Consider the following 26,138-nt stretch of genomic DNA (forward strand, 5'->3'; position numbering starts at 1 on the left):
CCATGCCATCCCCCGTGTCCCTCCCCCGTCTCTCGTGGGGCGACCCGTCGTCGTCGCGCCACGCTCTGCTCGTCCACGGCCTCGGCTCGAACGGCGCCCTCATGTGGCGCTACGGCGTGGCACTGGCGGATGCCGGCTGGCATGCCGTCGCGGTCGACCTCCGGGGCCACGGAACCGCGCCGCGAGCGCTCGACTACTCGATCGACGCGTACGCCGCCGACCTGGCGATCACGCGACCCGAGGGCCGCGACCACTGGGAGCTCGTCGTCGCGCACTCGCTCGGCGGCGCGGCGGCGACGCAGGCGGCGGCCGACCACTTCGGCTGGACGCGCCGTCTCATCCTCATCGACCCGGCCATCCACCTGAGCGATCGCGATCGCGCCATCGTGCGCGACTCGCAGGAGCGCTCGTTCGACGATCCCACCACCGCGGCCGTTCGGGCCGAGCACCCCACGTGGCACGAGCACGACGTGGAGCTCAAGGCGCTGTCGGCGCAGCAGGCGAGCCGGTGGGCGGTCGAGCAGACGAGCGAGCAGAACCAGGATTGGGACGTCCGGGATGCCGCGGCCCACCTCCTGATCCCCGCGCACGTGATCGCCTCCGACCCCGCGGTGTACTCCATCTTCACGGGATCGCTCGTGGACGAGGTGCTCGCCAATCCACGGATCGGCATGTCCGTGGTCCCGAACGCCGGACACTCACCGCACCGTGACCAGCCGGAGGAGACGCTGCGCGTCTTCCACCGTGCACTCGCAACGCTCGGCATCGAGCAGGCGTCCCGCACCCCGGCCTGACGCCCCGCGTGTCGGTGGCAGTGACCAGAATGGACCCGTGAGCGAGACGCCGTTCGACCCGACCGTCCTCCTGCCCGCCGAGCTGCTCGAGCGCTTCCGAGAGCGCGCGGCGGCGCACGACCGCGAGAACACCTTCCCCGAAGAGGATCTGGCCGAACTGAAGGATGCCGGGTACCTGGCGATCCTCGTGCCGTCGGAGCTCGGCGGATCGGGGCTCGGCCTCGCTGAGGCATCCACTCTCCAGCAGAGACTCGCGGGCGCGGCGCCGGCCACCGCCCTCGCGATCAACATGCACCTCGTGTGGACGGGTGTCGCGAAGGTGCTCGCGGATCGCGGCATCGACAGCCTTCGGTTCGTGCAGGAGGGCGCCGCCCGGGGCGAGGTCTTCGCGTTCGGGATCAGCGAGGCCGGCAACGACCTCGTCCTCTTCGGGAGCGATACCGACGCCGCCCCCGGCCCGGACGGCTCGTACGCGTTCACGGGCACGAAGATCTTCACGTCGCTCGCGCCGGTGTGGACGCAGCTCGGGCTGCACGGTCTCGACACGACGAGTCCCGACGGGCCGAAGATGGTCTACGCGTTCGTCGAGCGGAGCGATGCCGTCGTGACGCGCGACGACTGGGACACGCTCGGCATGCGCGGCACGCAGAGTCGCACGACCGAGCTGCACGGTGCCGTGGCGCCCGCCGATCGCGTCGTGCGGCGCGTCGATCCCGGTCCGAACCCCGATCCCATCGTCTTCGGCATCTTCTCCGTGTTCGAGCTGCTGCTCGCGTCGGTCTACACAGGCATCGCCCGCCGGGCCCTCGATCTCGCCGTGGCGACGGCGCGCACGCGCACCTCGAAGCGGACCGGGACGAGCTACAGCCAGGATCCCGACATCCGCTGGCGCATCGCCGGCATGGCGCTCGCCTACGACGCGCTGCCGCCGCAGCTCGCCTCGCTCTGCCGGGCCGTCGACGACCTCGAGCCGCCCGACGGCCGCTGGTTCTCGTACATGAGCGGCGTCAAGCACCGGGCCGTCACGACCGCGAAGGCCGTCGTCGACGACGCGGTGCTCGTCGCCGGCGGGTCGTCGTACTTCGCCGGCTCAGAGCTCGGGCGGCTCTACCGCGACGTGCTCGCGGGACTGTTCCACCCGTCCGATCCGGAGTCTGCGCACTCGACCGTCGCGACGGCGTGGCTCGGCCCGGTGGAGAGCTGAGACATCGAGCAGGATTCGAGAAGCGCCGGTCCGACGGCATCCCTAGTGTTGCCGGTATGAGCACCGCAGAACGCAACACGAAGTCCGGATTCAGCGCCGATGAGCGCGCCGCGATGCGCCAGCGCGCGGCCGAGCTGAAGGCGCAGGAGCGCAAGGGGAAGAGCGCGGAGGAGAAGGCCGCCATCGACCGTCAGGACCTCCTCGACGCGATCGCCGGCATGGAGGACAGCGACCGCACGATCGCGCAGGGCATCGACGACATCGTCGCCTCCGTGGCCCCCCACCTCGCCTCGAAGACCTGGTACGGCTTCCCCGCCTACACGCGCGGCGGCAAGGTCGTGCTGTTCTTCAAGCCCGCCGCGAAGTTCAAGGACCGCTACGCGACCCTCGGGTTCGAGACCTCCGCCCAGCTCGACGACGGTCAGATGTGGCCGACGTCCTACGCGATCCTGTCCCTCACCGACGCCGACAAGGAGCGTGTCGCCGAGCTCGTGAGGCGCGCCGCCGGCTGAGCGCTTCGCGCGGCCTCCTCGCCCGTGGGCGTGCGAGGATGACGGAATGGCGCGGACCCCCACGGCCCTGCTGAGCCCGGCTGATCAGGAGCGACGGCGTGCACTGCGCGTCATGAAAGGCGTCGCCCTCGGCGCGCTCCTGGCGATGGCGGCGGTCTTCCTCGTGTCGTTCGCGTTCGAGGAGCAGGTGCCGGCGCTCGCGTACGTGCGCGCGGCGGCGGAGGGCGGCATGGTCGGTGCACTCGCCGACTGGTTCGCCGTGACCGCGCTGTTCCGGCATCCCCTCGGCATCCCGATCCCGCACACCGCGATCATCCCCAACCGCAAGGACGAGATCGGCCGGACCCTCGGCGAGTTCGTCGAGACGAACTTCCTGTCGGGCGACGTGGTGCGCACGAAGCTCGAGGCGACGAGGATCGCCGCGCGCGCCGGCGAGTGGCTGCGCGAGCCTGCGCACGCGGAGCGCGTCACGGCCGAGGGGTCGGTCATGGCGTCGGGAATCCTGCGTGCGCTGAGCGACGACGACGTGCAGGACGTCATCGAGCAGCTGGCGCGCGAGCACCTGCTCGCGCCCGAGTGGGGGCCGCCGCTCGGGGCGTGGCTCGGGCGGATCGTCGAATCCGGGGCGCACCACGGAGCGGTCGACATGACCGTCGAGACCATACAGCTCTGGCTCGCGAGCAACCAGGCGGCGTTCTCGGGACTCGTCTCTCGCCGCCTGCCGGCCTGGGTGCCCTCCGTCGCCCAGCGCCTCGTCGACGACACCGTCTACAACGAGGCCGTCAAGTTCGCCGCGGCCGTGCGGGCCGACCCCGAGCACCCGGCGCGCAAGGCGATCGACGGATACCTCGACCGTCTTGCCGAGAACCTGCAGAACGATCCCGCCACGATCGGCAAGCTCGAGGACGCGAAGACGACCCTCTTCGACAGTCCGCGCGTGCGCGAGCTCGCGGCGGAGGCGTGGAACACCGCCAAGGCCGGCCTCCTCGCCTCGCTCGCCGACCCCGCGAGCGGGCTGCGCCGACGTGCCGCCGACGCCGTCGCCGAGATCGGCGATCGTCTCGTGACGGACCCCGCCCTGCAGCACCGGGTCGACGTCTGGGTGACGGATGCCGCCGTCTTCCTCGTCGATCGCTACCGGCACGACATCGCGTCGATCATCACCGACACCGTCGAGCGCTGGGATCCCGACGAGACGACCGAGAAGATCGAGCTCATGGTCGGCCGCGACCTGCAGTACATCCGGCTCAACGGAACCGTCGTCGGCGCGCTCGCCGGACTCGTCATCTACGCTGTCGCGCACGCCCTGCTCGGCTAACCTGGGCGCATGCCCGAGCGCGCCGACCAGCTGCTGTTCAGCTACGGCACTCTCGGGCACGCCGATGTGCAGCTCGACACCTTCGGGCGCCTCCTCGAGGGCGAAGACGACGTGCTGCCCGGTTACACGGTCGACTACGCCGAGATCGAGGATCACCGCGTCGTCGACCTCTCCGGACTCGCCGTGCATCCCATCGTGCGGGCGACCGGCAACCCGCGGGACAAAGTCGTCGGCAAGGTCCTGCACCTGACGATCGACGAGCTCGACGCGGCCGACGAGTACGAGGTCCAGCTGTACCGGCGGGTCTCGGTCGTCCTCGCGAGCGGCCGCGAAGCCTGGGTGTACGTCTCGGTCTGACACGCTGCCGCGCACGGGGCACCGGCGCGCCCGCAGAGTAGCGTCGACTGCGTGGCCCTCTCGCACGATCCGCTCTGGCCCCGCGCAGGCGGCTGGCCGCCGTTCGACGACACGGAGGGGCGAGTGGATGCCGCGATCCTCGGCCTCCCCGCCTGGAAGACGTCGCTGTCGCCGACGGGCGCTCACGCGACGCCCGCCGCCGTGCGCGAAGCGCTGGCCCGCTACAGCTCGACCTTCATGGGTCCGCCGCCCGTCGACCTGACGGAGGTGCTGCGGATCGTCGACGCCGGCGATGTCGCCGATCCCGACGGCCCTGCCGGCGAAGACGCCGTACGCGCACGGGTCGCCGAGCTCGCGACGCACGCCGGCCTCGTGATCGCGCTGGGTGGCGACAACTCCGTGACGTACGCCGTGGCGCAGGGTGCCCGGGCGACAGGCCTCATCACGCTCGACGCCCACTTCGACCTGCGGGACGGCGCCTCGAACGGATCCCCCGTGCGCCGGCTCGTCGCCGACGGACTCGACGGGCGCCGCATCGTGCAGATCGGCATCGCCCACTTCGCCAACTCGGCGGCCTATGCCCGCCGCGCCGCCGAGTACGGCATTACCGTCATCACTCTCGACGACGTGCGCCGCCGCGGTAGCGCGGATGTGCTCGCCGAGGCGCTGGAGGTCGCCGGCGGCGGATCCGTGCATCTCGACATCGACGTCGACGTCTGCGACCGCTCGGTCGCTCCGGGATGCCCCGCCTCGGTGCCCGGCGGCCTGCAGGCGTGGGAGCTCCGGGCGCTCGTGCGGGGCGCGGCATCCGATGCCCGTGTCGTGAGCGCCGATATCGTCGAGGTCGACGCGACGGCCGACGCGCCCGACGGTCGCACGGTGCGCCTCGCGGCGCTGTGCGTCCTCGAGCTGCTCGCGGGGCGAGCGGCGACCGCGACCGGCTCGGGCAAGGGAAAGGCGACAGAATGACGATCAGGCTCGCACTCGTGCGGCACGCGAAGTCCGACTGGGGCGACCCCGACCTCGACGACCACGACCGGCCGCTCAACGACCGCGGCCTGCGCGATGCGCCGGTCATGGCGGCGCGGCTCGCCCAGTCGGGGTTCCGGGCGGATGCGATCCTCTCGAGCACGGCCCTCCGCGCTCGCACGACGGCGTCGTACTTCGGTGAGGCGCTCGGCGTGGAGGTCGAGCTGCAGGAGCGGCTCTACGGCGCCCCGGCGTCGCTGCTGCTGCGCGCGGCGGCCGAGCGCGGTGTCGCCTCGGTCATCGTCGTCGCGCACGACCCCGGCATGACGACCCTCGCGGAGCAGCTGTCCGACGGCGGCATCGTCCACATGCCGACGTGCGCCGTGGCGACCTTCGAGTGGGATGAGGACGACTGGGACGTCGCGACCGCGGTGGACCCGGCATCCTGGACCTTCGACTCACCGCGCTGAGCGCGCAGCAACTCCTCAAGAATCGGCCACGTCGGCGCCCCTCGCGGCGCGTCGCGCCTCCTCGACGACGATCGTGAGGAGTTGGTGCACGGGCTACAGCCGCACGCCGTCCTTCCACACACCGGCGACGAGCGGCACGCCGGGGCGATAGGCGAGGTGCACCCGCGTCGGCGCGTCGAGCAGCACGAGGTCGGCGCGCTTTCCGGGGGCGATGACGCCGACGTCGTCGCGACGGAGGGCCCGGGCTCCCCCGGCGGTCGAGGCCCAGACGGCTTCGGCTGGGGTCATGCCCATCTCGCGGACGGCGAGCGCGATCATGAGCGGCATCGAGCTGGTGAAGCTCGACCCCGGATTGCAGTCGCTCGCGAGCGCGACGGTGACGCCGGCATCCAGCAGGCGGCGTGCGTCGGGGTACGGCTGCCGGGTCGAGAACTCGACACCCGGCAGGAGGGTTGCGACGGTGTCCGAGTCGGCGAGCGCCGCGACGTCGTCGTCATCGAGATACGTGCAGTGGTCGACGGATGCCGCGCCCAGCGCGACCGCGATGCGCACGCCCTCGCCGTGGCCGAGCTGATTGCCGTGCACCCGGGGCAGGAGGCCGTGGGCGACGCCGGCCGCGAGAATCCGACGCGATTCGTCGGGCGTGAAGGCCCCGCGTTCGCAGAAGACGTCGATCCAGCGGGCGTGCGGGGCGACGGCCTGCAGCATGTGCCCGCACACGAGGTCGACGTAGTCGTCACGCGCATCGGCGTACTCGTCCGGCACGACGTGCGCACCGAGGAAGGTGACCTCCGGCGTGGCCTCGGCCGCGATCCGCGCGAGGCGGGACTCGTCCTCGACCGTGAGCCCGTAACCCGTCTTGATCTCGAAGGTCGTCGTCCCCTGCGCGTGCAGCTCGGCGACGAGTCCGGCGAGGCGGCGGCGCAGCTCGTCGTCGCTCGCAGCGCGAGTCGCCGCGACGGTGCGTCGTATGCCGCCCGCTGCATAGGGCGTCCCCGACATCCGCGCCTCGAACTCATCGGCCCGGTCCCCGCCGAACACGAGGTGCGTGTGCGAGTCGACGAACCCCGGGATGACGGCCCGCCCTCCGGCGTCGACGACCGCGATCCCGGATCCACCCCCGGTCCCCGAGCCACTCCCGGTCCCCGCTCCACCCCCGGTCCCTGAGCTTGTCGAAGGGCCGAACCCCGAGCCCTCCAGCAGCCTCCGCCCGTCCCCTGCCGACCCGACCCACGCGATGCGCCCGCCCTCGATCAGGACCGCGGCGTCCCGGAGGGTGCCGCACCGGTCCCCCGCGGCGTCGACGTTGGTCGTCAGCTCGCCGATGTTCGTGATGAGCGTCGCGGGCACGGCACCCCTCCCCGTGATCACAGCATCGGCACCTTCAGGCCGCGCTCGCGCGCGACCTCGCGGGCACGCTCGTACCCGGCATCGACGTGGCGCATGACCCCCGTGCCCGGGTCGTTGACGAGCACCCGCGCGAGCTTCTCCGCCGCGAGCGGGGTGCCGTCGGCGACCGTCACCTGACCGGCATGGATGCTGCGCCCGATGCCGACGCCGCCGCCGTGATGGATCGAGACCCACGCCGCCCCCGAGGCGGTGTTGAGGAGGGCGTTGAGCAACGGCCAGTCCGCAATGGCGTCGGAGCCGTCGGCCATCGCCTCGGTCTCGCGATACGGCGAGGCGACGGAGCCGGCGTCGAGGTGGTCGCGACCGATCACGATCGGCCCGGAGAGCTCGCCCGAGGCGACCATCTCGTTGAACTTCAGGCCCGCCAGGTGGCGCTCCTGGTAGCCCAGCCAGCAGATGCGCGCGGGCAGGCCCTCGAAGTGCACGGCATCGCCGGCCTTCTCGAGCCACCGCACGAGCCCCGCATTGTCGGGGAAGAGCTCCATGATCGCGCGGTCGGTCTTGCGGATGTCCTCGGGATCGCCCGAGAGCGCGACCCAGCGGAAGGGCCCGCGGCCCTCCGCGAACTGCGGCCGGATGTACGCCGGCACGAAGCCCGGGAACTCGAAAGCGCGCGCGAACCCGCCGAGCTTCGCCTCGGCCCGGATCGAGTTGCCGTAGTCGAAGACGGCGGCGCCGGCATCCTGGAATCCCACCATCGCCGCGACGTGCTTGGCCATGCTCCCGCGGGCGCGGGCCGTGAAGGCCTCGGGATCGCGGGATGCCTCGTCCCGCCATGCCTCGAACGGAATGCCGACCGGCAGGTAGGCCAGCGGGTCGTGCGCGCTCGTCTGGTCGGTGACGATGTCGATCACGACGTCGCCCGCCTGGTGGCGCAGCAGGAGGTCGGGGAAGATCTCGGCCGCGTTGCCGACGACGCCGACCGACAGCGCCTCGCCCGCGGCACGAGCCGACATGACTCGCGCGATCGCGGCGTCGAGGTCGGTCGTGTACTCGTCGAGGTATCCGTGCTCGAGGCGGCGTGCGAGGCGCGACTCGTCGACGTCGACGACGAGCACCGCTCCGCCGTTGAGTGTCACGGCGAGCGGCTGCGCGCCGCCCATGCCGCCGCATCCGCCCGTCAGAGTCAATGTTCCGGCGAGCGAGTCGCGACCGAGCGACCGCGCGACCGCCGCGAACGTCTCGTATGTGCCCTGCAGGATGCCCTGCGTGCCGATGTAGATCCACGAGCCCGCCGTCATCTGGCCGTACATCGTGAGTCCGAGGTGCTCGAGGCGGCGGAACTCAGGCCACGTCGCCCAGTCGCCGACGAGGTTGGAGTTGGCGATGAGCACGCGCGGCGCCCACTCGTGCGTGCGGAAGACGCCGACCGGCTTGCCGGACTGTACGAGCAGCGTCTCGTCCGGCTGGAGCTCGTCGAGGGTGCGCACGATGGCGTCGAACGCCTCCCACGACCGAGCGGCCTTGCCCGTGCCGCCGTAGACGACGAGGTCCTCGGGATGCTCGGCCACCTCGGGATCGAGGTTGTTCATGAGCATGCGCTTCGCGGCTTCGGCGCCCCAGCTCTTCGCGGTGCGCTCCGACCCGCGCGGGGCACGAACCACTCGTGACGCGGCCGCCGCAGCGTCGGAGATCAGCACTTCTTCGGACGCGTTCATCGGTTTCCCTCCGACATTGTGGTCTTCTCCGACGCTGCGGCGACGCGGCGGACGGCCGGCGCCGCGGTGTCAACGCCGGCCCCGCCGAGTGCGGCATCCGCCACGGCACCCGACAGCACGAGCTCGGTCAGCGCCTCGATGTCGGGCGACACGAAGCGGTCGCGCCCCGGACCGGATGCGACGGTGCGGACGACCTCGCGCGCAGCGCGCGTCGCCGGCCCCGGCTGCAGCGGCGCGCGCAGGTCGAGGGCCCGCGCCGACGTGAGCAGCTCGATCGCGAGCACCCTCGCGAGTCCGTCGATGCCGCGGCGAAGCTTGCGTGCCGCGGCCCAGCCCATCGACACGTGGTCCTCCTGCATCGCCGAGGACGGGATCGAGTCGACGGATGCCGGAACGGCGAGGCGCTTGAGCTCCGAGACGATGCCCGCCGCGGCATACTGCGCGATCATCAGACCCGAGTCGACCCCGACCTCGTCGGCGAGGAAGGGCGGGAGCCCCTGGCTGCGTGCGACGTCGAGGGCGCGGTCCGTGCGTCGCTCCGAGATCGAGGCGACGTCGGCGACGGCGATCGCGAGGAAGTCGAGCACGTACGCGACGGGCGCCCCGTGGAAGTTGCCGTTGGACTCCACGCGCCCGTCGTCGGTCACCACAGGATTGTCGACGGATGCCGCGAGCTCGCGCTGCGCGATCATCGCCGCGTGCCCCACGGTGTCGCGGGCGGCGCCGTGCACCTGGGGCGAGCAGCGCAGCGAGTACGCGTCCTGCACCCGGGTGCAGACGGCGGGGTCGCGGTGCGACGCCATGATCTCGGAGCCCGCGAGCAGCGCGCGGAGGTTGGCGGCCGACGAGGCCTGCCCCACCTGCGGCCGCAGCGCCATGAGGTCGGCGGCGAAGACGGCATCGGTGCCGAGCAGGCTCTCGATCGACATCGCCGCGGCGACATCCGCCGTGTCGAGCAGTGTGCGCAGGTCGTGCAGCGCGAGGAGCAGCATCCCGAGCATTCCGTCGGTGCCGTTGATGAGCGCGAGGCCCTCCTTCTCGCGGAGTTCGAGCGGAGGAATGGATGCTGCGCCCAGCGCCTCGGCCGCGGGCATGAGGTTTCCCGAACCGGTCGAGCGGTCGACGACGCGGACCTCCCCCTCCCCCATCGCGGCGAGCGCCACGTGCGACAGCGGTGCGAGGTCGCCGGAGCAGCCAAGAGAGCCGTACTCGCGCACGATCGGCGTGATGCCCGCGTTGAGCATCGCGGCGTACGTCTCGACGACGACGGGCCGCACGCCCGTGCGACCGGTCGCGAGGGTCTGCAAGCGCAGCAGCTGGAGCGCCCGCACGACCTCCGTCTCGACCTCGGCGCCCGTGCCGGCGGCGTGCGAGCGGATGAGCGAGGCCTGCAGCTGCATGCGACGCTCGAGCGGGATGAAGGTCGTCGCGAGCGCGCCGAAGCCCGTCGAGATGCCGTAGTGCGGCTCGGGGTCGTCGGCGAGGCCCTCGATGAGGGCGCGGGTGGCGGCGACACGGGCGAGCGCGGACGGGTCGAGCTCGACGCGCGCGAAGTGGCGCGCGACGGCGACGATGTCCTCGGGGCGCAGGGGTGCCGCGCCCACGGTGACGACCGCGAGGTCTGCAGTGACGGTGGTCATGGCACGATTCCACACCGCGCCGGTTTCGCACGACAGGCGGTCGTGGCATCCTGTGTCTGTCATGCCAGACAATCGCAGGCCGCAGGTGCCCGCCGCGGATCAGACGCTGCGCATGCTGACCTACCTCGGCCGTCAGCGTGGCCCGATCGCGGCGAGCACCATCGCGGCGCACCTCGGCATCCCGCGCTCCAGCGTCTACCACCTGCTCACGACGCTCGAGCAGCACGGCTTCGTCGTGCACGTGCCGGCCGAGCGCCGCTGGGGACTCGGCGTCGCCGCCTTCGAGCTCGCCGGCGGATACGCACGCCAGGCCCCACTCGCACGACTGGGGCGCCCGCTTCTCGCTGAGCTCGTCGACCGCGTCGGCGAGAGCGCGCACCTCGCCGTCATGAGCGGGCGCGACGTCGTCTACATCGTCGAGGAGCGCGCGCCGCGCCGCCCTGCGCTCGTCACCGACGTGGGCGTGCGGCTGCCGGCGCATCTCACGGCGACGGGCCGCGCGATGCTCGCGGCGCTCCCCCGCGAGCAGGTGCGGGCGCTGTTCCCGGATGCCTCGGCCTTCGCCGACCGCACGGGGAGAGGCCCGCGCACCCCCGGCGAGCTGCGCGAGCTGCTGCGCACCGTGCGCGCGACGGGATGGGCGACCGAGGACGGCGAGGTGACCCTGGGCCTGCGCTCCGTGGGCCTCGCGGTGCTCGACCACGTGGGCTGGCCGACGGCGGCGATCGCCGTCACGTGGCCCACGGATTCGGAGCGGGATGCCTCGACCCTCGCACCGCTCGTGACGCAGGCCGCGTCCGAGCTGTCCCGCCGGCTCTACGCCCGCTGACTCAGCGCACGACGAGCTCGGGCGTGATGAGCCGATGCCAGTCGCCGTCGTGAGTCGCGGGATCGGCGACGAGCAGGTCGAGCACGGCCTCGGCGACGCGTTCGGGGCGCTGCTCGACGCTCGAGAGCCCGAGCGCCTCGGCGACGGGTGTGTTGTCGAATCCGATGACGGGCAGGTCGGGCCGGCCGCTGTGCGACGCCGCGAGGTGCGCGCCGAGGGCGAGGGTGTCGCTCGCGCAGACGACCGCGTCGACGGATGCCTCGGCCAGCGCCTCGTCGACGACCGCACGGGCCTGCGAGACGCTGTCGACCGAGGTCCACCGCAAGCCGTCGGCCGCGTCGCCCATCGCCTCCCGCCACCCGCGCTCGCGGTCGTCTCCCGTTCCCGAGCCCTCGGGCCAGCCGAGGAAGGCCACCCGGCGCCCGGCGGCCAGCGCGTGCCCGGTCGCGGCGCGCGTGCCGGCGGCCCCGTCCACATCCACCCACGGGCGGCCGGGATGCCCCATCTCGGCGCCGGCTCCCGGCTCTCCCCAGGGGCGGCCGAACGCCACGAAGGGGATGTCGTGGTGGGCGAGCCAGTCCGCGCGGGGGTCGCCGGCGTAGGTGCCGGTGAGGACGATGCGGTCGATCTCGCCGCCCTCGCGAAGCTGCCGGATCCGCCGCAGCTCCTCGTCGGCGTCGGCCGCCGCGTACACGAGGATGCGCAGTCCGCGCGGGGTCGCCCGGTCGGTGAGGGCGTGGATGAAGCGGTCGAGCACGATTCCCGAGATGCCGCCGGCGTAGGGATCCAGATGGATGCCGATGGTCGCGCTCCGCTGCGTGCGCAGGCGCCGTGCCGCCATCGAGGGCGCGTAGCCGAGCGCGGCGATCGCCGCGTTCACACGCTGGCGCGTGGCATCCCGAACGATATCCGGCGCGTTGATGACGTTCGACACCGTCTGCCGGGAGACGCCCGCGACCCGCGCCACGTCTTCGACCGTGGGCGACTTCGCCATCCCGACCTCCCGGATCTTGGGAACGTTCAAATCGTTATCCTACGGGGCTGTCAAGTCGTTGACAGCGCAAATCAGCGCGACGTAATGTCACCTCGACGGCCGACTTTGATCGTTCAAATTTCTGCACCGACCGGCCGTCGAGCCTGACTCATCAAAGGAGAGAGACATGACACGGCACACCCTGCGCGCCGCCCTCGCCACGGGCGCGGTCCTCATGACGGGAGCATTCGTGCTCTCCGGCTGCGGCGGTTCGGGGTTCGAGGAGCCGGCGGATACCGGGAGCTCGGGCGGTCTCACCTCGTCCGACGACGCGCTGGCGCTCCTCATCGGCTCGAGCGGCGAAGCCGAGACGACGGCTGTCGAGGACGCCGTCGCGGCCTGGTCGAAGGACTCGGGCGTCAAGGCGACGGTCCAGACGGCGAACGACCTCAATCAGCAGCTCGCGCAGGGCTTCGCGGCCGGCTCTCCCCCGGACCTCTTCTACCTCGCGCCCGAGGCGATCGCCGGCTACGCGGGCAACGGGTCGCTCAAGGCGTACGGCGATGAGCTTAAGAACAAGGACGACTTCTATCCGAGCCTCGTCGACAACTTCACCTTCGACGGAGACTTCTACTGCGCGCCCAAGGACTTCTCGACGCTGCAGCTGATCATCAACACCGACCTGTGGGCGGCGGCGGGCCTCACGGACGCCGATGTGCCGACGACCTGGGACCAGCTCACCGAAGTCAGCAAGAAGCTGACGACCAACGGCGTCGTCGGCCTCGGGTTCAGCAACGAGTATCAGCGGCTCGGCGCGTTCATGGCTCAGGCCGGCGGCGCGCTCGTGAAGGACGACAAGGCCGTGGCGAACAGCCAGGAGAACGTGGATGCCCTCACCTACGTGAAGGACGGGCTCACCGGCGGCTACTTCGGCTACGCCAAGGACCTGGGTGCCGGCTGGGGCGGTGAGGCGTTCGGCAAGCAGCTCGTGGCGATGGTGATCGAGGGCAACTGGATCACGGGCGCCATGAAGGCCGATTACCCCGACGTCAAGTACACGGTCGCCGAGCTTCCCGCCGGGCCCAAGGGTCAGGGCACGATGCAGTACACGAACTGCTGGGGCATGGCTGCCGACAGCCCCAACCAGAAGGCTGCGCTCGACCTCGCCGAGTACCTCACCTCCACCGACCAGCAGCTCGCGTTCTCGAAGGCATTCGGCCCGATGCCCTCGATCCAGTCGGCGGCCGACCAGTGGAGCAGTGACAACCCCGACCTGGCCGCGTTCCTGAAGGGCGCCGACTACGCGCAGTTCATGCCGACGCAGGACGGCACGCAGGAGGTCATCACCGACTTCAACGCTCAGCTCGAGAGCCTGAAGACGAGCGACCCGAAGCAGATCCTCGACTCCGTGCAGTCGAACCTCGAGGCCGTGGTCGGCGGCTGACATGCCGAGCGCGGTGGCGACGCCGCGTCGCGCCGGATCCTCCGGGATCCGGCGCGGCGAGGGCCTGGCCGGATGGATCTTCACGGCGCCCGTGATCATCATCCTGGGCGTCTTCCTCTTCATCCCGGTGCTCATGGCGCTGTGGGTGAGCTTCTCGGACTGGAACGGCCGGGGCAGCCCGTTCTCGTCGCGGGTCGGATTCGTGGGCCTCGAGAACTACGCCGCCGTCACGACCGGCGGCGGGCTGACCGAGCGCAACTTCGGCATCGCGCTGCGGAACAACGCCTGGTACGTCGTGCTCGTCGTGCCTCTCCAGACGGCGCTGTCGCTCTTCCTCGCCGTGCTCATCAACCGGGCTGTGATCCGCGGCCGGGGCTTCTTCCGCACCGCGTACTATTTCCCGTCCATGACGAGCTCGGTCGCCATCACGATCCTCTGGCTCTTCCTCTTCAATGCGACGGGCGTCGTGAACGAGGTGTTGTCGTGGGTCGGCATCGACGGACCGAACTGGTTCCACGACCCGCGCGGCATCATCCATGCGGCGCTGGGCCTCGGGCCGCTCGCGGGCCCCGACTGGATGGTGCAGAACACCTTCCTCGGCGTCTCCTGGTGGGAGTGGTGGTCCGGCCCGTCCTTCGCGATGACCGCCTTCGTGCTCATGGGGGTCTTCACCACGAGCGGCACGTTCATGCTCCTGTTCGTCGCGGCACTTCAGAACATCGGCTCGGAGCTCGGTGAAGCCGGAATGATGGACGGCGCCACCGCGTGGCAGCGCTTCTGGTACATCACGCTTCCGCAGCTGCGCCCGACGATCTTCACCGTCGTGACGCTCGGGCTGATCGGCTGCTGGCAGGTGTTCGACCAGATCTACACCGGCACGCAGGGCGGACCGGCCAAGACCACGCTGACACCCGCCTACCTCTCGTATCAGGCGGCGTTCGAGAACCAGAAGTGGGGGCAGGGCGCCGCGATCGCCTTCATCCTCTTCGTCATCATCATCGTGTTCACGCTCTTCCAGCGCTGGGTGCTCCGAGAGCGCCCCGTGTCCAAGCGCCGCATCCGTCAGTACCAGGTGAAGGGATCGACGTCATGACCGTCACGCCCGTCGCGGTGGCCGACGCCGCCGCCCTCGCCACGCCCGTCGAGCCGCCTGCGCGCCGGCGCCGGCGGTTCACCATCAGATCCGTCGGCGGGCAGGTGGCCCTGTACCTGGTGCTCGTCGTCTTCGCGATCATCTACATCTATCCGTTCCTCGTGCAGGTGGCGACGTCGTTCAAGACGGACGCCGAGGCCACCGCGGATCCGATGTCGCTGATCCCGACGGTGTGGTCGTTCGCCGCGTACCGGCTGCTGTTCAACCGCAGCGACTTCCCGCTGTGGTTCGCGAACTCCGCGATCGTGACGATCTTCGTGACCCTCGGGCGCGTGTTCTTCGTCTCGCTCGCGGGCTACGCGCTCGCCCGCCTGCACTTCCGCGGACGCGGGGTGATCTTCGCGCTCATCATCGCCGTCATGGGCGTGCCGACCGTCGTGCTGCTGATCCCGAAATTCCTCGTGCTGAACCAGATCGGCATCTACGACTCGTACGCGGGCATGATCCTTCCGCTGCTGGTGGATGCCGCGGGGGTGTTCATCATGAGGAACTTCTTCGAGTCCATCCCGGTGTCGGTCGAGGAGCAGGCCCGCATCGACGGCGCCGGCTCGTTCCGGCTGTTCTGGTCGGTCGTGCTGCCGATGGCGCGGCCCGCGCTCATGACGATCATCATCCTGTCGTTCCAGGGGTCGTGGAACGAGCTGAACCACTTCATCGTCTCGACGCAGTCGCCGGCGCTGACGACCCTCACGAAGGGCGTCGCGTCGCTCGCCTCGGGACAGCTGAGCCAGGGGAACCAGTTCCCGATCAAGCTCGCTGCGGCGGCAATCATGACGATCCCGGTGGCGGTGATGTTCTTCGTCTTCCAGCGGCGCATCATGAACACGAGCGAAGGGGCGGTCAAGGGATGACGGAGCACGATCCCTCCGCGGCGCCGTTGCAGCCGCTCCTCCACGAGTCGATCATCGCCCTGCGCGCACCGACGCAGGTGTGGTCGGGGGCATCCGGCGATCTCGGCCACGCCGAGATCCACGGCGTCTACCACGGCGACCTGCGGCATGTGCGGGGGGCGGTGCTCACGTGCGACGGCGCATCGCCGGAGTGGATCTCCGTCTCACCCGACGGTCCGTCTCGCGTCATCTTCGGCGGACTGCTGCGCGCGCTCGACGATCACTGGCCCGATCCCAAGGTGCGGCTGCTGCGGGAGCGGGAGGTCGCCGCGGGAACGGTCGGCGAGACCTTCACGGTGGTCTCGCACGTCGGCAACGCCATCGATCTCACGCTCAGGCTGCGCGTCGTGCCGGAGTTCGCGCCGATGCAGGAAGTGAAGGCCGGCACGCCGACGGGCCGCGTGTGGGAGGCGATTCGGGCGGCCGGCGTTGACGCGCCCTTCACGGTGGCGTCCGGCATCCATTCGTTCTCGGTGTCCGCCCCGGAGGCGGACGTGCGGGTCGACGACGGCGCGATCCTGCTCTCCTGGGACGTGCACGTGGATGGCCGCGCGAGCGCCTCCGTCGCATGGGCACTGACGCTTGATGATCCCTCTCTCGTCGTGCAGGGCGGCGCGTCGGCCGCGATGGCTCCTCGGCGCCGTGATCATCGCGACCCCCGCATCGACCGATGGCTCGACGTCGCGCTCGGCGATCTCGACGCGCTGCGGCTCGCACTCCCCGACCATCCGGAGGACGAGTTCTACGCCGCGGGCGCGCCGTGGTTCTTCACGCTCTTCGGACGCGACTCGCTGTGGGCGGCGCGCCTCGCCCTGCCGGTCGACGTCGGGATGGCGGCATCCACTCTGCGTGTCCTCGCCCGACTGCAGGGCGACCGCGTCGATGTCGAGACCGCGCAGCAGCCGGGCAAGATCCCGCACGAGCTGCGCAGCGCGCCGCTCGCGCTGCCGGGCGAGAACGTGCTCCTGCCGCCGCTGTACTACGGCACGGTCGACGCCACGCCGCTGTGGGTGTGCCTGCTCGCCGACGCGTTCGAGGCGGGGATCCCGCGCGCCGAGGTGGAGGCGCTCGTGCCCGCGCTCCGCCGCGCGCTGGCCTGGATCACCGACCACGGCGACGGCTCGGGGCACGGGTTCATCGACTACATCGACGAGACGGGGCACGGCCTCGCGAATCAGGGCTGGAAGGACTCCGGGGATTCGATCCAGTGGCGCGACGGTTCGCTCGCCCGCGGCCCCATCGCGCTGTGCGAAGTGCAGGGGTATGCATACGAGGCCGCTCGGCGGGGCGCGGATCTGCTCGACGCACTCGGCGAGAGGGGCGGCGACGAGCTGCGATTCTGGGCCGCCGCGCTCCGAGAGCGCTTCCGGGCGGCGTACTGGGTGACGACACCCGAGGGCAGGTACCCGGCGGTCGCGCTCGACGCCGACCGGCGCCCGGTCGACACCCTCACGAGCAACATCGGGCACCTCCTCGGCACCGGCATCCTCGATCCCGAGGAGGAGCGCGAGGTCGCGGCGCTGCTGCTCACACCGGCGATGTCGTCGGGGTTCGGCATCCGCACGATGTCGACGGGCGCCGAAGGCTACTGGCCCCTGAGCTACCACGGCGGAAGTGTCTGGCCGCACGACACGGCGATCGCGATGCACGGGATGTCGCGAGCCGGCCTGCACGCCGAGGCGCTGCAGGTCGTCGAGGGGCTGCTCGCCGCGGCGGAGGGCTTCGGCTTCCGCGTTCCCGAGCTCTTCTCCGGCGACTCCGCCGCCGAGACGTCGACGCCGATCCCCTACCCGGCGGCCTGCCGGCCGCAGGCGTGGTCGGCCGCCGCAGCGGTGGCGTGTGCCGAGGCGGTGCGGCTCAGTCGACCTTCGTGACCCTGCCGTCGGTGAGGCGCACGAGCTCGTCGTAGGTCATCGGCACGACGGTGTGCGGCGTGCCGCCCGCCGTCCAGATCTCCGGGTACTGCGCGAGCTCCTCGTCGACGATGGTCGTGAGGGGTGCGGGATGCCCGGTGGGCGCCACGCCGCCGATCGCCTGGCCCGTCGCCTCGCGCACCTGCTCCGGTGTTGCGCGCTGGATCTTGTCGCGGCCGAGCCGCTCGGCGAGGACCTTCGTGTCGACCCGGTGCGCGCCACTCGTCATGACGAGGAGCGGCTCGCCGTCCGACCAGAAGACGAGGCTGTTCGCGATCGCCCCCACCTCGACACCGAGCGCCTCCGCGGCGAGGACCGCGGTGGACGCGGCATCCGGAAGCACGACGATCTCCCCCGCGATGCCTGCCTCGCGCAGGGAGTCGTGGACGAGTCGGCTGCGAGCGGGGAGATGGGCGGTCACCGGCTCAGCCTAGCGGCGGGCCCGGCGCACGACTCGTCAGCCGCGGGGCGAGGATCTCGCCGTGCGGCAGGCGCGGCGACGACTTGTCAGCCGCGGGCGCTGATCTCGCCGTGCGGCGGGCCCGCGGGCGACCGGTCAGCCGCGGGCGAGGATCTCGCCGTGCGGCATGAGCAGCCAGCCGTCGTCCGCAACCGCCCACTCGCGCCACCCCTCGGCGATGCGCTCGAGACCCGCAAGGTCGGTCACGCCGTGCTCGAGGGCGTGCTCCGCGAACGCCGAACGCAGGGCGCGGTCGGCCCACGCTCCGCCCCACCACTCGCGCGCCTCGGGCGTCTCGAAGAGCCACAGGGATGCGGACGACTCCACCTCGCCGAATCCCGCCTCGCGCGCCCATGCCTTGAGTCTTCGTCCGGCGGCGGGCTCGCCGGAGACGATCCGGTGCACGCGCAGGTACACGTCGTGCCACTCGTCGAGTCCCGGCACCTCCGGGTACCAGATGACGCCGCGGTAGTCGACGTCGCGGGCGGCGACGACGCCTCCGGGCGCGAGGATGCGACGGAAGTCCCGCAGCGCGTCGACCGGGCGGGAGAGGTGCTGCAGCACCTGATGCGCGTGCACGATGTCGTACGTGCCGGGCTCGACGTCGAGGGCGTACGCGTCGCCCGTCGCGAAGTCGACGTTGCCAAGGCCTCGATCCGCGGCGAGCGCAGCCGCCTTGGCGACGACGTCGGCTGCGACATCCAGTCCGGTGACCCGACCCGGGGCGACCCGCTCGGCGAGGTCGACCGTGATCGTGCCGGGCCCCGACCCCACGTCGAGCACGCGGAGCCCCGGTCGGAGGTGCGGCACGAGGTACGCGGCGGAGTTCTCGACGGTGCGCCACTCGTGCGATCGCAGAACGCTCTCGTGGTGGCCGTGGGTGTACTGCTCGGGCATCCTCCGACCCTAGCCCGCGGCGCATCGCTTCGCGGAAGCGTCCCGCGGCTCGGCTGAGTGTGACGACACGCCGCCGAGACAGACTGGATTCGCCTCAGGGGTCACGCCCAGCCGAGATCAGGGACGAGACCCGGCCTGCCCGAGTGCCTCGTGCGCCGCGCGAAGACCGCGCAAGGCGTCCATGACGTCCTCCGGGTGGAACAGGATGTCCTCCGCGATCGGTCTGATGGAGGTGAGACCGCGAGCCGCCAGGGCGAGGTCGCGGCGGCGGTCCGCCTTCTGAGATGCCCAGCCGCTGTGGAACTTCTCGCCGTCGCACTCGACCACGAGCCACCCGTCCAGCACCAGATCGACGCGTCCGACACCGTCGATCTGTACCTGCAGCTGCACCTCGAACCCGAGGGCGAGCGCCATCAGCCTCACGAAGGTCTCCGGTCCGGACTCCGCGCGTCCGTCGACGAGCCCGCGGAGCACCCGCCGACGGGCCGGCACACGCGCGAAGATCTCGTCCAGATCTTCCAGTGAGATGAGACCGAGGTTCAGGGCTGAGTCCAGAGTCGCGACCGCGGCCCGCGGAGACTGACACGTCGTCGCCTGCGCGAGAGCGTCGATGAGACCGACGCACGTCGCGCGCGGGTGCGGTGATCGCTGGAGCGGTCTCCAATGCCAGATCTGCGTCCGTTTGCGGGGCGTGTGCTTCCACGTCCCGCGCTCGAAATGCACGTGTGTCTTCGATCGCTTCAGCACGAAGACGCCGAGCGGCTGCAGGACAGAGACGCAGGCCAGCCGACCACCCTCTTTCACCGCGGCGACGATCTCGTCGGAGGCGCCCGCGCACAGGAACACCCCCCGACGCACGGTCGTGAGCGAGCCGGAGGCGACGGCGCCGGCGAGATCGCGCTTCGTCCACCCGAACCGACGGAGGTCGGCCGTCGTGAACAGGCGCGGGTCGACGGCAGTGCCGTCGGGCTCGAGATGACCGGCGAGGGCTTGGGCGAGGGCGAGGTGGCGAGCGGCGCGAGGCATGCGAACACCCTCGGGCTCGGGCCGGCGGTCATATCTGGGCCACGAAGAGTCCGTGGAAAGGAGGCGTCGGCGCCGGGTTGGGGAGGCGAGAGTGTCCCGCAGCTCGGCTGGCTGTGACGACACGCCGGGCATCAGGGCCGCAGGCGCCACTTCTGTCCTGCCGAGCCGAGCTGAGGGACACTGCGGCTGTCGAGTTGAAGAGACAGCGCGGGTCGACTGCGCAGAATGCGCAACACTCCGGCGGGGAGTTGAACACTCCGTCAGGGGGTGGTGCAATAGAGAGTGGATGCCGCAAAGCCGCGGCGTCCGCCGAGCACAGCCCACAAGGCCCGCCGAAAGAGGATCGCGATGTCGCACCACCTGCCCCTGCCCGACTTCCTGCACGAACGCGTGGAGGTGATCACCGGCCGGCGGAGCGGACTGTTCATCGCCGTCGCGCTGCACTCCTCCGTGCTCGGCTCAGGACTGGGCGGCGCCCGCCTGTGGACGTACGACCACTGGAGCGACGCCCTCGGCGACGCCCTGCGCCTCTCGGCCGCCATGACCCTCAAGAACGCCGCCGCGGGTCTCGACGCGGGCGGCGGCAAGTCCGTCATCCGCCTCGAGCCTGGAATGACGCTCGACGCCGAGCGCCGGCGCGCGGCGTTCCTCGACCTCGGCGACGCCGTCGAGTCGCTGCACGGCCTGTACCGCACCGCTGAGGACGTCGGGTCGACGACGGAGGACATGCTCGTCGTGAGCGAGCGCACAGAGCACGTCGTCGGTCTTCCCGACGCCGTCGGCGGCTCGGGCGAGCCCGCCGGACCCACGAGCCTCGGCGTGTACGAGTCGCTGCGCGCGACGCTCGAGCGCGTGACCGGATCGTCGGACGTCGCGGGTCGCCGCATCACCATCGCGGGACTCGGCCAGGTCGGCAGCCGCCTCGCCGTGCGCCTCGCGGCGGAGGGCGCGCGCCTCGCGGTCACCGACGTCAATCCGGCCAAGCGCGACCTGGCTCTCGAGCTCGGCGCCGAGTGGGCCGAGGCGGGCACCGAGCACCTCATTCCGGCCGACGTCTTCGTGCCCGCGGGCATCGGCGGCGTCCTCACGGACGAGGTCATCGACGCGCTGGACGCGAAGGCCGTCTGCGGTCCGGCCAACAACCCCCTCGCCTCGCACGAAGGTGCCGACCGTCTCGCCGCGCGCGGCATCCTGTACGCCCCCGACTTCGTCGTGAACGCGGGCGGCGTCATCTACCTCGACCTTGAGGCGAAGCACCTCGGCACGCGCGCCGAGATCATGGATCGCGTCGCCGCGATCGGCGACACGGTGCGCCGCATCTTCGACGAGGCGGAGTCCCGCGGGGTCACGCCGCTCGAGGCAGCCGAAGGGCTCGCCGCCGAGCGCCTCGCCGCCGGCGCGTCGCACGGCGCCCACGCGCTCGCCTGAGCCCCGCCGTGCGACTGAGTGCCAGCGGTTCCGGCACTCAGTCGCACGGCAGGAATCTCCCTGTGCGAGGATGGAGCGGCCCGGCATCGTCGCCGGGCGCGCCGCACGATGAGTCAAGGGAGAAGCCTCGTGTTCTCAAGCCCGTACCCCGATGTCGAGATCCCCGACGTCAGCGTCTACGACTTCCTCTTCGGGTCCCTCACCGCCGATGATGCGGCCCGCGTCGCCCTCATCGACCCGGCCACCGGGGCCGAGACGACGTACGGCGCCCTGCGTGCCCAGGTCGACGCGTTCGCCGGAGCGCTCGCCGCGCGCGGTGTGGGCGTCGGCACGACCGTCGCGCTCCTCTGCCCCAACGTTCCGGCCTTCGCGACCGTGTTCCACGGCATCCTGCGAGCCGGCGCCACCGTCACGACGATCAACTCGCTCTACACGGCAGGCGAGATCGGGAAGCAGCTCGAGGACGCCCACGCCACCTGGTTCGTGACGGTCTCCCCCCTGCTCGCCCAGGCCTCGACCGCCGCCGAAGCCGTCGGGATTCCGCACGAGCGGGTCATCGTCCTCGATGGGGCGCACGGGCACCTGAACCTCCGCGAGCTCCTCACCGAGCAGCACGCGGCGCCAGAGGTGAGCTTCGACCCCGCGACGCATGTTGCCGTGCTCCCCTACTCGTCGGGCACGACGGGCGTGCCCAAGGGCGTCATGCTCAGCCACCGCAATCTCATCGCCAATGTGCAGCAGTCGCGGGTCAACATCGACCTCAAGGCCGATGACCGCGTGCTCGCGGTGCTGCCGTTCTTCCACATCTACGGCATGACGGTGCTCCTCAACCTCGCTCTTCGTCAGCGGGCGAGCCTCGTCACGATGCCCAAGTTCGACCTCGTCGAGTTCCTCACGAACATCCAGAACTTCGGCTGCACCTACCTCTACATCGCGCCGCCCATCGCGGTCGCCCTGGCGAAGCATCCCATCGTCGATCAGTTCGACATCTCGAGCGTCCACACCGTCTTCTCGGGCGCTGCACCGCTCGACGGCGAGACGGCCGAGGCCGCCGGCGCCCGCATCCACGCCCGCATGATGCAGGGCTACGGCATGAGCGAGCTCAGCCCCGTCTCGCACGCGATGCCCCACGACCGCCACGACATCCCGGTCAGCTCGGTCGGCACGATGCTCCCCAACGAGCAGTGCAAGCTCGTCGACACCGAGACGGGCGAGGAGATCACCGAACTCGGCGAGGGCGGCGTCACGAAGCCCGGCGAGCTGTGGGTGAAGGGCCCGAACGTCATGCTCGGGTACCTCAACAACCCCCAGGCGACGGCCGAGACGCTCGACGCCGACGGCTTCCTGCACACCGGCGACATCGCGGTGTATCACGAGGGCGGCTACTTCTCGATCGTCGACCGCGTGAAGGAGCTCATCAAGTACAAGGGCTACCAGATCGCTCCCGCTGAGCTCGAGGCGCTGCTCCTGTCGCACCCGAAGGTGATGGATGCCGCGGTCATCGGCGTCCTCGACGACGACAAGCAGGAGATCCCCAAGGCGTTCGTCGTCGCGGCTCCCGACTCCGGCCTCACCGCCGACGACGTCATGTCGTTCGTGTCGGAGCACGTCGCCCCGCACAAGAAGGTGCGGCGCGTGGAGTTCATCGAGGCGATCCCGAAGTCGACCTCCGGCAAGATCCTCCGCAAGGACCTGCGCGCGCGCGAGCTCGCGCACGCCTGACACCGGCAGACAGAGGGATGCCCCGGCCGCTGTGGCCGGGGCATCCCTCTGTCATGGTGTCGGCGATCAGGTCGCCGCGGCTTCCTCGATCTCCTCCTCGGGCTTCGCCACGACCTCCGCGGGGAGGTTGCGCGACAGCATGAGCGAGAGCACGAGGAGCCCGAAGACGATGAACAGCGCCTGCTTGAGGGCCTCGACCTGCGAGTCGGCGTAGTCCTGCGCGACGGCGGTCGCGACCTCCTCCGACCCTCCGGCCTTGACGACGAGATCCTTCGCCTGCTCCTGGGAGATGATCGGCACGCCCTGCTCGAGGTACTCGTTCACCTGAGTCCGGGTGTTGGCGTCGATCGTCGCGTTCTGCGCGACGGCCGCGCCGAAGCCCGACGCGAGCAGGAGGATGAAGACAGAGCCCACGATCGCGGTGCCGAACGAGGAGCCGAGGTTCTGGAACGTGCCCTGCAGGCCGCCCACCTCGGAGGTGTCGTCCTTCGAGACGGCGTTCATGTTGACGTTGCCGAGCTGCGAGGCGAGCAGACCGAAGCCCGCGCCGATGACGAACATGCCGACGGGGAACGCCCAGCCCGACAGCTCGGGGCCGATCGCGATGAGCACGAAGAGCATGCCGATCGCCATTGTCGCCTGGCCCGCGCGGGCGATGTACTTCGCCGAGCGGCGCGAGGTGAGCCACGACCCCAGGATCGAGCAAACGATCAGGCCTGCCGACAGCGGGAGGATCTTGAGCCCCGTCTCGAGGGCGTTGAAACCCAGGATCGTCTGGAGGTACACGGGCACGACGAAGAACAGCGCCGCGATCGCGAAGTACTGCACGAGGAAGCCTGCCAGCCCGCCGCGAAGGGCCGGGATCGTGAGCATGCTGACCTTGAGGAGCGGGTTCGCCCCGGCGCGCTCGAGCTTCGCCTGGCGCTTGAGGAACCACCAGAGCACGAGGATGCCGCCGATGATGAGGTACGTGACCGGCGAGACGCCGAGCGGGGCGATCTCGACGCCGTTGATCGTCGGCGGGTTCAGCGGGACGAACCAGCCCCAGGTCTTGCTCTGCAGCACGCCGAGGACGAGCAGGGCCATGCCGCCCGCCGACAGGATGACGCTCAGGAGGTCGATCTTGAGCTTCGGGTCGTTCGGCACGTCCTTGATGCGGCGCGTGAAGATGAGGACGACGATCATGACGATCGTCTCGGCGAAGAAGACGTAGCGCCACGACGCGTAGGTCGTGAGATAGCCGCCGATGAGCGGACCGGCTGCGGCGGCGAGGCCCGTCACGGCGCCGAGGATCGAGAAGGCCGCGACCCGCGCCTTGCCCGTGTAGTTGATCGCGGCGAGGGCGGCGATGGCCGGGATGACGAGCACAGCGCCGAGGCCCTCGACGAGCGACCAGCCGAAGAGCAGCATCCCGATGTTCTGGCTGAGTCCCGTCAGGAGTGAGCCGATGCCGTAGATGATCGAGCCGATCGTGAACGCGCGCCGGCGCCCCCACTTGTCGCCGAGCTTGCCGCCCGTGAGCATGAACGCCGCCATCGTCAGCGCGTAGAACGTGATGGCCGCCTGCAGGCCCGTGATCGTCGTGCCGAGGTCGCTGGCGACCTGAGAGATCGAGACGTTCATGACCGTGCTGTCGAGCACCATCACGAATTGCGCCACGGCGAGGATGACGATGACGAGCCAGTTCTTCATGTGCCGACGATAGCGCCGGGAAGCGGTCGAGAGCGGGAGGCTCTACCCGAAACGGGTGAGGAGTCGCGAGACAGCGACGGAAAGAAGAAAACCCCCGACAAGCGGGGGTTTCTCTCGGTGGACCTGAGGGGATTCGCCCCCACCGCCCCTCCGCGCGCCGCTTCGCGTCGCGCGGAGCCTCTGCGGCGTGGGCCCGCCCAGGGGTTCGAATCGCTCCGCACACGACGAAACGATGGAAGGGCGCCCGCAAAGCGGACGCCCTTCCATCGTTTCGTGGACCTGAGGGGATTCGAACCCCTGACCTCTTCATTGCGAACGAAGCGCGCTACCAACTGCGCCACAGGCCCGTGAACCTCAGAAACACTATCACGCTCGGCGAGGCACTCCGAATCGTGGATGCCTCACTCGCCCGACGCGCGACGCTCGAGCAGGCGCCGGACATGCGCCTCGATCTCGGCATCGTCGACGTGTCCGGCGCGCCCGAATTCGCCCGACGCGGATCCGTCGCGGGTGCGACGGGCGGTCTGGATCGACGGCGGACGCTGCGCGTCCACGCGGGCCCGCATAGCCTCCTCGAGGGCGGCCTCGCGCAGCTTCTCGCGGGCGTCGACCGCGTCGAGCACCGCGGCGGCGCGAGAGCCCGCAGACGCTGTGAGCGGGCGCGGAAGCTCGCGCGGAGCCCACGCGCGCTCGTCGGCCTGGAGTGCGACGTCCTGCACGGCGAGGGGCGCGCGGGTCGCGGCATCCATCGTCTGCACGACGGCCGGCGCACGACCGACGCGAGCCATGCGGCGCAGCAGCACGATGCACACGGTCATAAGGCCGACGCCCCACGCGAGCACGGCCCAGCCGCCCGTCGCGACGAGGTCCCAGACTCCCGTTGCCATGAGGCCGAGCGATGCCAGCGCAATCGACGACGTCAGCAGTCGCGCGCGTCGTCGTGCGCGTGCCCGGCGCGCGGCGGGAAGGTCGCGGGCGGCCGCGAGGGCCGTGCGGGCTTCCTCGAGCCGGGCCTGGTCGAGCTCGGTCTGGGTGCGCTTGGCGAGCTCCTCCTGCTCGGCGAGGGCGCGGCGCGCGAGGCGCTGCTGCGCGAGCGCCGTGCGGGCGTTGAGCTCGAGGCGCACCTCCTCGGGCGTCTCGCTCGTCTCGGCGAGCACCCGGAGGGCTTGATTGAGGCGGACGGCGTTGCGCTCGGCGGCGTCGTACTGCCGGCGGCTCGCCCACGAGGGCAGCAGGTAGACGAGCCAGAGGAGCGCGGCGACGAGGACGATGACTCCCCCACCCAGCACCTGCCCACCCATGGGAACCACGGTAAGCGAGGGGATGTCCGAGGCCGGTGATATACCGGCGTGTCTCCCGAACCCCCGGGCGCGTCGAAT

Annotated in this window: 23 protein-coding genes and 1 tRNA gene; 14 read left to right on the forward strand and 10 right to left on the reverse strand. The window is 70.9% G+C overall.

The window, feature by feature from the left end; genetic code table 11:
* Positions 1–2 precede the first annotated feature (2 nt).
* From AAIB33_RS09600 to AAIB33_RS09630, 7 genes are read left to right on the forward strand one after another with little or no spacing between them, the layout of a single operon-like run.
* Positions 3–794 (forward strand): alpha/beta hydrolase, encoded by a 792-nt coding sequence (locus AAIB33_RS09600; RefSeq protein WP_345803313.1) that lies wholly within the window; start codon positions 3–5, stop codon positions 792–794.
* 37 nt (positions 795–831) lie between these two features.
* On the forward strand, positions 832–1,998 hold the full coding sequence (locus tag AAIB33_RS09605; RefSeq protein WP_345803314.1) for an acyl-CoA dehydrogenase family protein: 1,167 nt from the start codon (positions 832–834) through the stop codon (positions 1,996–1,998).
* Positions 1,999–2,054: 56 nt separating this feature from the next.
* Entirely contained in the window at positions 2,055–2,510 is a 456-nt protein-coding gene (locus AAIB33_RS09610; protein ID WP_345803315.1) for a hypothetical protein, read from the forward strand.
* Between the two features lie 46 nt (positions 2,511–2,556).
* Complete coding sequence (locus AAIB33_RS09615) at positions 2,557–3,828, forward strand: DUF445 domain-containing protein (protein ID WP_345803316.1); 1,272 nt, start codon at positions 2,557–2,559, stop codon at positions 3,826–3,828.
* 9 nt (positions 3,829–3,837) lie between these two features.
* The gene (locus AAIB33_RS09620; RefSeq protein WP_345803317.1) at positions 3,838–4,185 is read left to right on the forward strand and encodes a gamma-glutamylcyclotransferase family protein; all 348 of its coding nucleotides are present in this window, start codon (positions 3,838–3,840) and stop codon (positions 4,183–4,185) included.
* A gap of 51 nt (positions 4,186–4,236) precedes the next feature.
* Positions 4,237–5,154 carry an agmatinase family protein gene (locus AAIB33_RS09625; protein ID WP_345803318.1) on the forward strand — a complete coding sequence of 306 codons (918 nt, stop codon included), beginning with the start codon at positions 4,237–4,239 and terminating at the stop codon, positions 5,152–5,154.
* The gene (locus AAIB33_RS09630; RefSeq protein WP_345803319.1) at positions 5,151–5,624 is read left to right on the forward strand and encodes a histidine phosphatase family protein; all 474 of its coding nucleotides are present in this window, start codon (positions 5,151–5,153) and stop codon (positions 5,622–5,624) included. The genes AAIB33_RS09625 and AAIB33_RS09630 overlap by 4 nt, the downstream gene beginning before the upstream one ends.
* A gap of 93 nt (positions 5,625–5,717) precedes the next feature.
* Here the strand turns inward: AAIB33_RS09630 and hutI are convergent, their stop codons facing one another.
* Genes hutI through hutH form a run of 3 tightly spaced genes read right to left on the reverse strand, consistent with a single transcriptional unit; the run spans position 5,718 to position 10,332 of the window.
* Positions 5,718–6,974, reverse strand: a complete 1,257-nt coding sequence (gene hutI, locus AAIB33_RS09635; protein WP_345803320.1) for an imidazolonepropionase — start codon at positions 6,972–6,974, stop codon at positions 5,718–5,720.
* A 17-nt stretch (positions 6,975–6,991) separates the two neighbouring features.
* Positions 6,992–8,692 carry a urocanate hydratase gene (hutU, locus tag AAIB33_RS09640; protein ID WP_345803321.1) on the reverse strand — a complete coding sequence of 567 codons (1,701 nt, stop codon included), beginning with the start codon at positions 8,690–8,692 and terminating at the stop codon, positions 6,992–6,994.
* Positions 8,689–10,332: a histidine ammonia-lyase gene (hutH, locus tag AAIB33_RS09645; RefSeq protein WP_345803322.1), complete on the reverse strand. Its 1,644-nt coding sequence runs from the start codon at positions 10,330–10,332 to the stop codon at positions 8,689–8,691. Before hutH ends, hutU begins: the two co-directional genes overlap by 4 nt.
* A gap of 61 nt (positions 10,333–10,393) precedes the next feature.
* On the opposite strand from hutH, the gene AAIB33_RS09650 reads away from it, so the two are divergent.
* Positions 10,394–11,161 carry an IclR family transcriptional regulator gene (locus tag AAIB33_RS09650; protein WP_345803323.1) on the forward strand — a complete coding sequence of 256 codons (768 nt, stop codon included), beginning with the start codon at positions 10,394–10,396 and terminating at the stop codon, positions 11,159–11,161.
* A 1-nt stretch (position 11,162) separates the two neighbouring features.
* Here the strand turns inward: AAIB33_RS09650 and AAIB33_RS09655 are convergent, their stop codons facing one another.
* The gene (locus tag AAIB33_RS09655; RefSeq protein ID WP_345803324.1) at positions 11,163–12,185 is read right to left on the reverse strand and encodes a LacI family DNA-binding transcriptional regulator; all 1,023 of its coding nucleotides are present in this window, start codon (positions 12,183–12,185) and stop codon (positions 11,163–11,165) included.
* Positions 12,186–12,321: 136 nt separating this feature from the next.
* Here AAIB33_RS09655 and AAIB33_RS09660 point away from each other — a divergent pair, with 136 nt between their 5' ends.
* From AAIB33_RS09660 to AAIB33_RS09675, 4 genes are read left to right on the forward strand one after another with little or no spacing between them, the layout of a single operon-like run.
* Positions 12,322–13,578, forward strand: coding sequence for an extracellular solute-binding protein (locus tag AAIB33_RS09660; protein WP_345803325.1), 1,257 nt, complete (start codon positions 12,322–12,324; stop codon positions 13,576–13,578).
* A 1-nt stretch (position 13,579) separates the two neighbouring features.
* Positions 13,580–14,671, forward strand: coding sequence for a sugar ABC transporter permease (locus AAIB33_RS09665; protein ID WP_345803326.1), 1,092 nt, complete (start codon positions 13,580–13,582; stop codon positions 14,669–14,671).
* Positions 14,668–15,582, forward strand: a complete 915-nt coding sequence (locus AAIB33_RS09670; protein WP_345803327.1) for a carbohydrate ABC transporter permease — start codon at positions 14,668–14,670, stop codon at positions 15,580–15,582. The genes AAIB33_RS09665 and AAIB33_RS09670 overlap by 4 nt, the downstream gene beginning before the upstream one ends.
* On the forward strand, positions 15,579–17,495 hold the full coding sequence (locus AAIB33_RS09675) for a glycogen debranching N-terminal domain-containing protein (protein ID WP_345803328.1): 1,917 nt from the start codon (positions 15,579–15,581) through the stop codon (positions 17,493–17,495). Before AAIB33_RS09670 ends, AAIB33_RS09675 begins: the two co-directional genes overlap by 4 nt.
* On the opposite strand, the gene AAIB33_RS09680 is transcribed toward AAIB33_RS09675, so the two are convergent.
* The 3 genes from AAIB33_RS09680 to AAIB33_RS09690 form a co-directional block, all read right to left on the reverse strand.
* Positions 17,479–17,955 carry a YbaK/EbsC family protein gene (locus tag AAIB33_RS09680; RefSeq protein WP_345803329.1) on the reverse strand — a complete coding sequence of 159 codons (477 nt, stop codon included), beginning with the start codon at positions 17,953–17,955 and terminating at the stop codon, positions 17,479–17,481. The two genes, AAIB33_RS09675 and AAIB33_RS09680, sit on opposite strands and share 17 nt — an antisense overlap.
* 135 nt (positions 17,956–18,090) lie before the next feature.
* Complete coding sequence (locus tag AAIB33_RS09685) at positions 18,091–18,891, reverse strand: methyltransferase domain-containing protein (protein ID WP_345803330.1); 801 nt, start codon at positions 18,889–18,891, stop codon at positions 18,091–18,093.
* A gap of 117 nt (positions 18,892–19,008) precedes the next feature.
* Positions 19,009–19,917 carry a hypothetical protein gene (locus tag AAIB33_RS09690; RefSeq protein ID WP_345803331.1) on the reverse strand — a complete coding sequence of 303 codons (909 nt, stop codon included), beginning with the start codon at positions 19,915–19,917 and terminating at the stop codon, positions 19,009–19,011.
* A 348-nt stretch (positions 19,918–20,265) separates the two neighbouring features.
* Between AAIB33_RS09690 and AAIB33_RS09695 the strand changes: the two genes are divergently transcribed.
* Together AAIB33_RS09695 and AAIB33_RS09700 are read left to right on the forward strand one after the other, a co-directional pair.
* Positions 20,266–21,345 (forward strand): Glu/Leu/Phe/Val dehydrogenase dimerization domain-containing protein, encoded by a 1,080-nt coding sequence (locus AAIB33_RS09695; RefSeq protein ID WP_345803332.1) that lies wholly within the window; start codon positions 20,266–20,268, stop codon positions 21,343–21,345.
* Between the two features lie 129 nt (positions 21,346–21,474).
* A complete protein-coding gene (locus AAIB33_RS09700) occupies positions 21,475–23,067 on the forward strand; it encodes an AMP-binding protein (RefSeq protein WP_345803333.1) in 1,593 nt (530 codons plus the stop codon).
* Positions 23,068–23,133: 66 nt separating this feature from the next.
* Here the strand turns inward: AAIB33_RS09700 and AAIB33_RS09705 are convergent, their stop codons facing one another.
* The 3 genes from AAIB33_RS09705 to AAIB33_RS09715 all read right to left on the reverse strand — a co-directional run bounded on the left by AAIB33_RS09705 (position 23,134) and on the right by AAIB33_RS09715 (position 26,060).
* Positions 23,134–24,759 (reverse strand): MFS transporter, encoded by a 1,626-nt coding sequence (locus AAIB33_RS09705; RefSeq protein WP_345803334.1) that lies wholly within the window; start codon positions 24,757–24,759, stop codon positions 23,134–23,136.
* 274 nt (positions 24,760–25,033) lie between these two features.
* Positions 25,034–25,106 (reverse strand) — tRNA-Ala (locus AAIB33_RS09710).
* Between the two features lie 54 nt (positions 25,107–25,160).
* Positions 25,161–26,060, reverse strand: coding sequence for a large exoprotein (locus AAIB33_RS09715; RefSeq protein WP_345803335.1), 900 nt, complete (start codon positions 26,058–26,060; stop codon positions 25,161–25,163).
* Positions 26,061–26,138 lie beyond the last annotated feature (78 nt).

The organism is Microbacterium sp. AZCO, assembly GCF_039614715.1.
GTDB lineage: Bacteria > Actinomycetota > Actinomycetes > Actinomycetales > Microbacteriaceae > Microbacterium.

What these genes read in the sequence shown, in the direction of transcription:
- AAIB33_RS09600 (WP_345803313.1), top strand. Translation starts at nt 3, where the DNA reads ATGCCATCCCCCGTGTCCCTCCCCCGTCTCTCGTGGGGCGACCCGTCG.
- AAIB33_RS09610 (WP_345803315.1), top strand. Translation starts at nt 2,055, where the DNA reads ATGAGCACCGCAGAACGCAACACGAAGTCCGGATTCAGCGCCGATGAG.
- AAIB33_RS09615 (WP_345803316.1), top strand. Translation starts at nt 2,557, where the DNA reads ATGGCGCGGACCCCCACGGCCCTGCTGAGCCCGGCTGATCAGGAGCGA.
- AAIB33_RS09620 (WP_345803317.1), top strand. Translation starts at nt 3,838, where the DNA reads ATGCCCGAGCGCGCCGACCAGCTGCTGTTCAGCTACGGCACTCTCGGG.
- AAIB33_RS09630 (WP_345803319.1), top strand. Translation starts at nt 5,151, where the DNA reads ATGACGATCAGGCTCGCACTCGTGCGGCACGCGAAGTCCGACTGGGGC.
- hutU (WP_345803321.1), bottom strand. Translation starts at nt 8,692, where the DNA reads ATGAACGCGTCCGAAGAAGTGCTGATCTCCGACGCTGCGGCGGCCGCG.
- hutH (WP_345803322.1), bottom strand. Translation starts at nt 10,332, where the DNA reads ATGACCACCGTCACTGCAGACCTCGCGGTCGTCACCGTGGGCGCGGCA.
- AAIB33_RS09650 (WP_345803323.1), top strand. Translation starts at nt 10,394, where the DNA reads ATGCCAGACAATCGCAGGCCGCAGGTGCCCGCCGCGGATCAGACGCTG.
- AAIB33_RS09660 (WP_345803325.1), top strand. Translation starts at nt 12,322, where the DNA reads ATGACACGGCACACCCTGCGCGCCGCCCTCGCCACGGGCGCGGTCCTC.
- AAIB33_RS09665 (WP_345803326.1), top strand. Translation starts at nt 13,580, where the DNA reads ATGCCGAGCGCGGTGGCGACGCCGCGTCGCGCCGGATCCTCCGGGATC.
- AAIB33_RS09670 (WP_345803327.1), top strand. Translation starts at nt 14,668, where the DNA reads ATGACCGTCACGCCCGTCGCGGTGGCCGACGCCGCCGCCCTCGCCACG.
- AAIB33_RS09675 (WP_345803328.1), top strand. Translation starts at nt 15,579, where the DNA reads ATGACGGAGCACGATCCCTCCGCGGCGCCGTTGCAGCCGCTCCTCCAC.
- AAIB33_RS09685 (WP_345803330.1), bottom strand. Translation starts at nt 18,891, where the DNA reads ATGCCCGAGCAGTACACCCACGGCCACCACGAGAGCGTTCTGCGATCG.
- AAIB33_RS09690 (WP_345803331.1), bottom strand. Translation starts at nt 19,917, where the DNA reads ATGCCTCGCGCCGCTCGCCACCTCGCCCTCGCCCAAGCCCTCGCCGGT.
- AAIB33_RS09695 (WP_345803332.1), top strand. Translation starts at nt 20,266, where the DNA reads ATGTCGCACCACCTGCCCCTGCCCGACTTCCTGCACGAACGCGTGGAG.
- AAIB33_RS09705 (WP_345803334.1), bottom strand. Translation starts at nt 24,759, where the DNA reads ATGAAGAACTGGCTCGTCATCGTCATCCTCGCCGTGGCGCAATTCGTG.
- AAIB33_RS09715 (WP_345803335.1), bottom strand. Translation starts at nt 26,060, where the DNA reads ATGGGTGGGCAGGTGCTGGGTGGGGGAGTCATCGTCCTCGTCGCCGCG.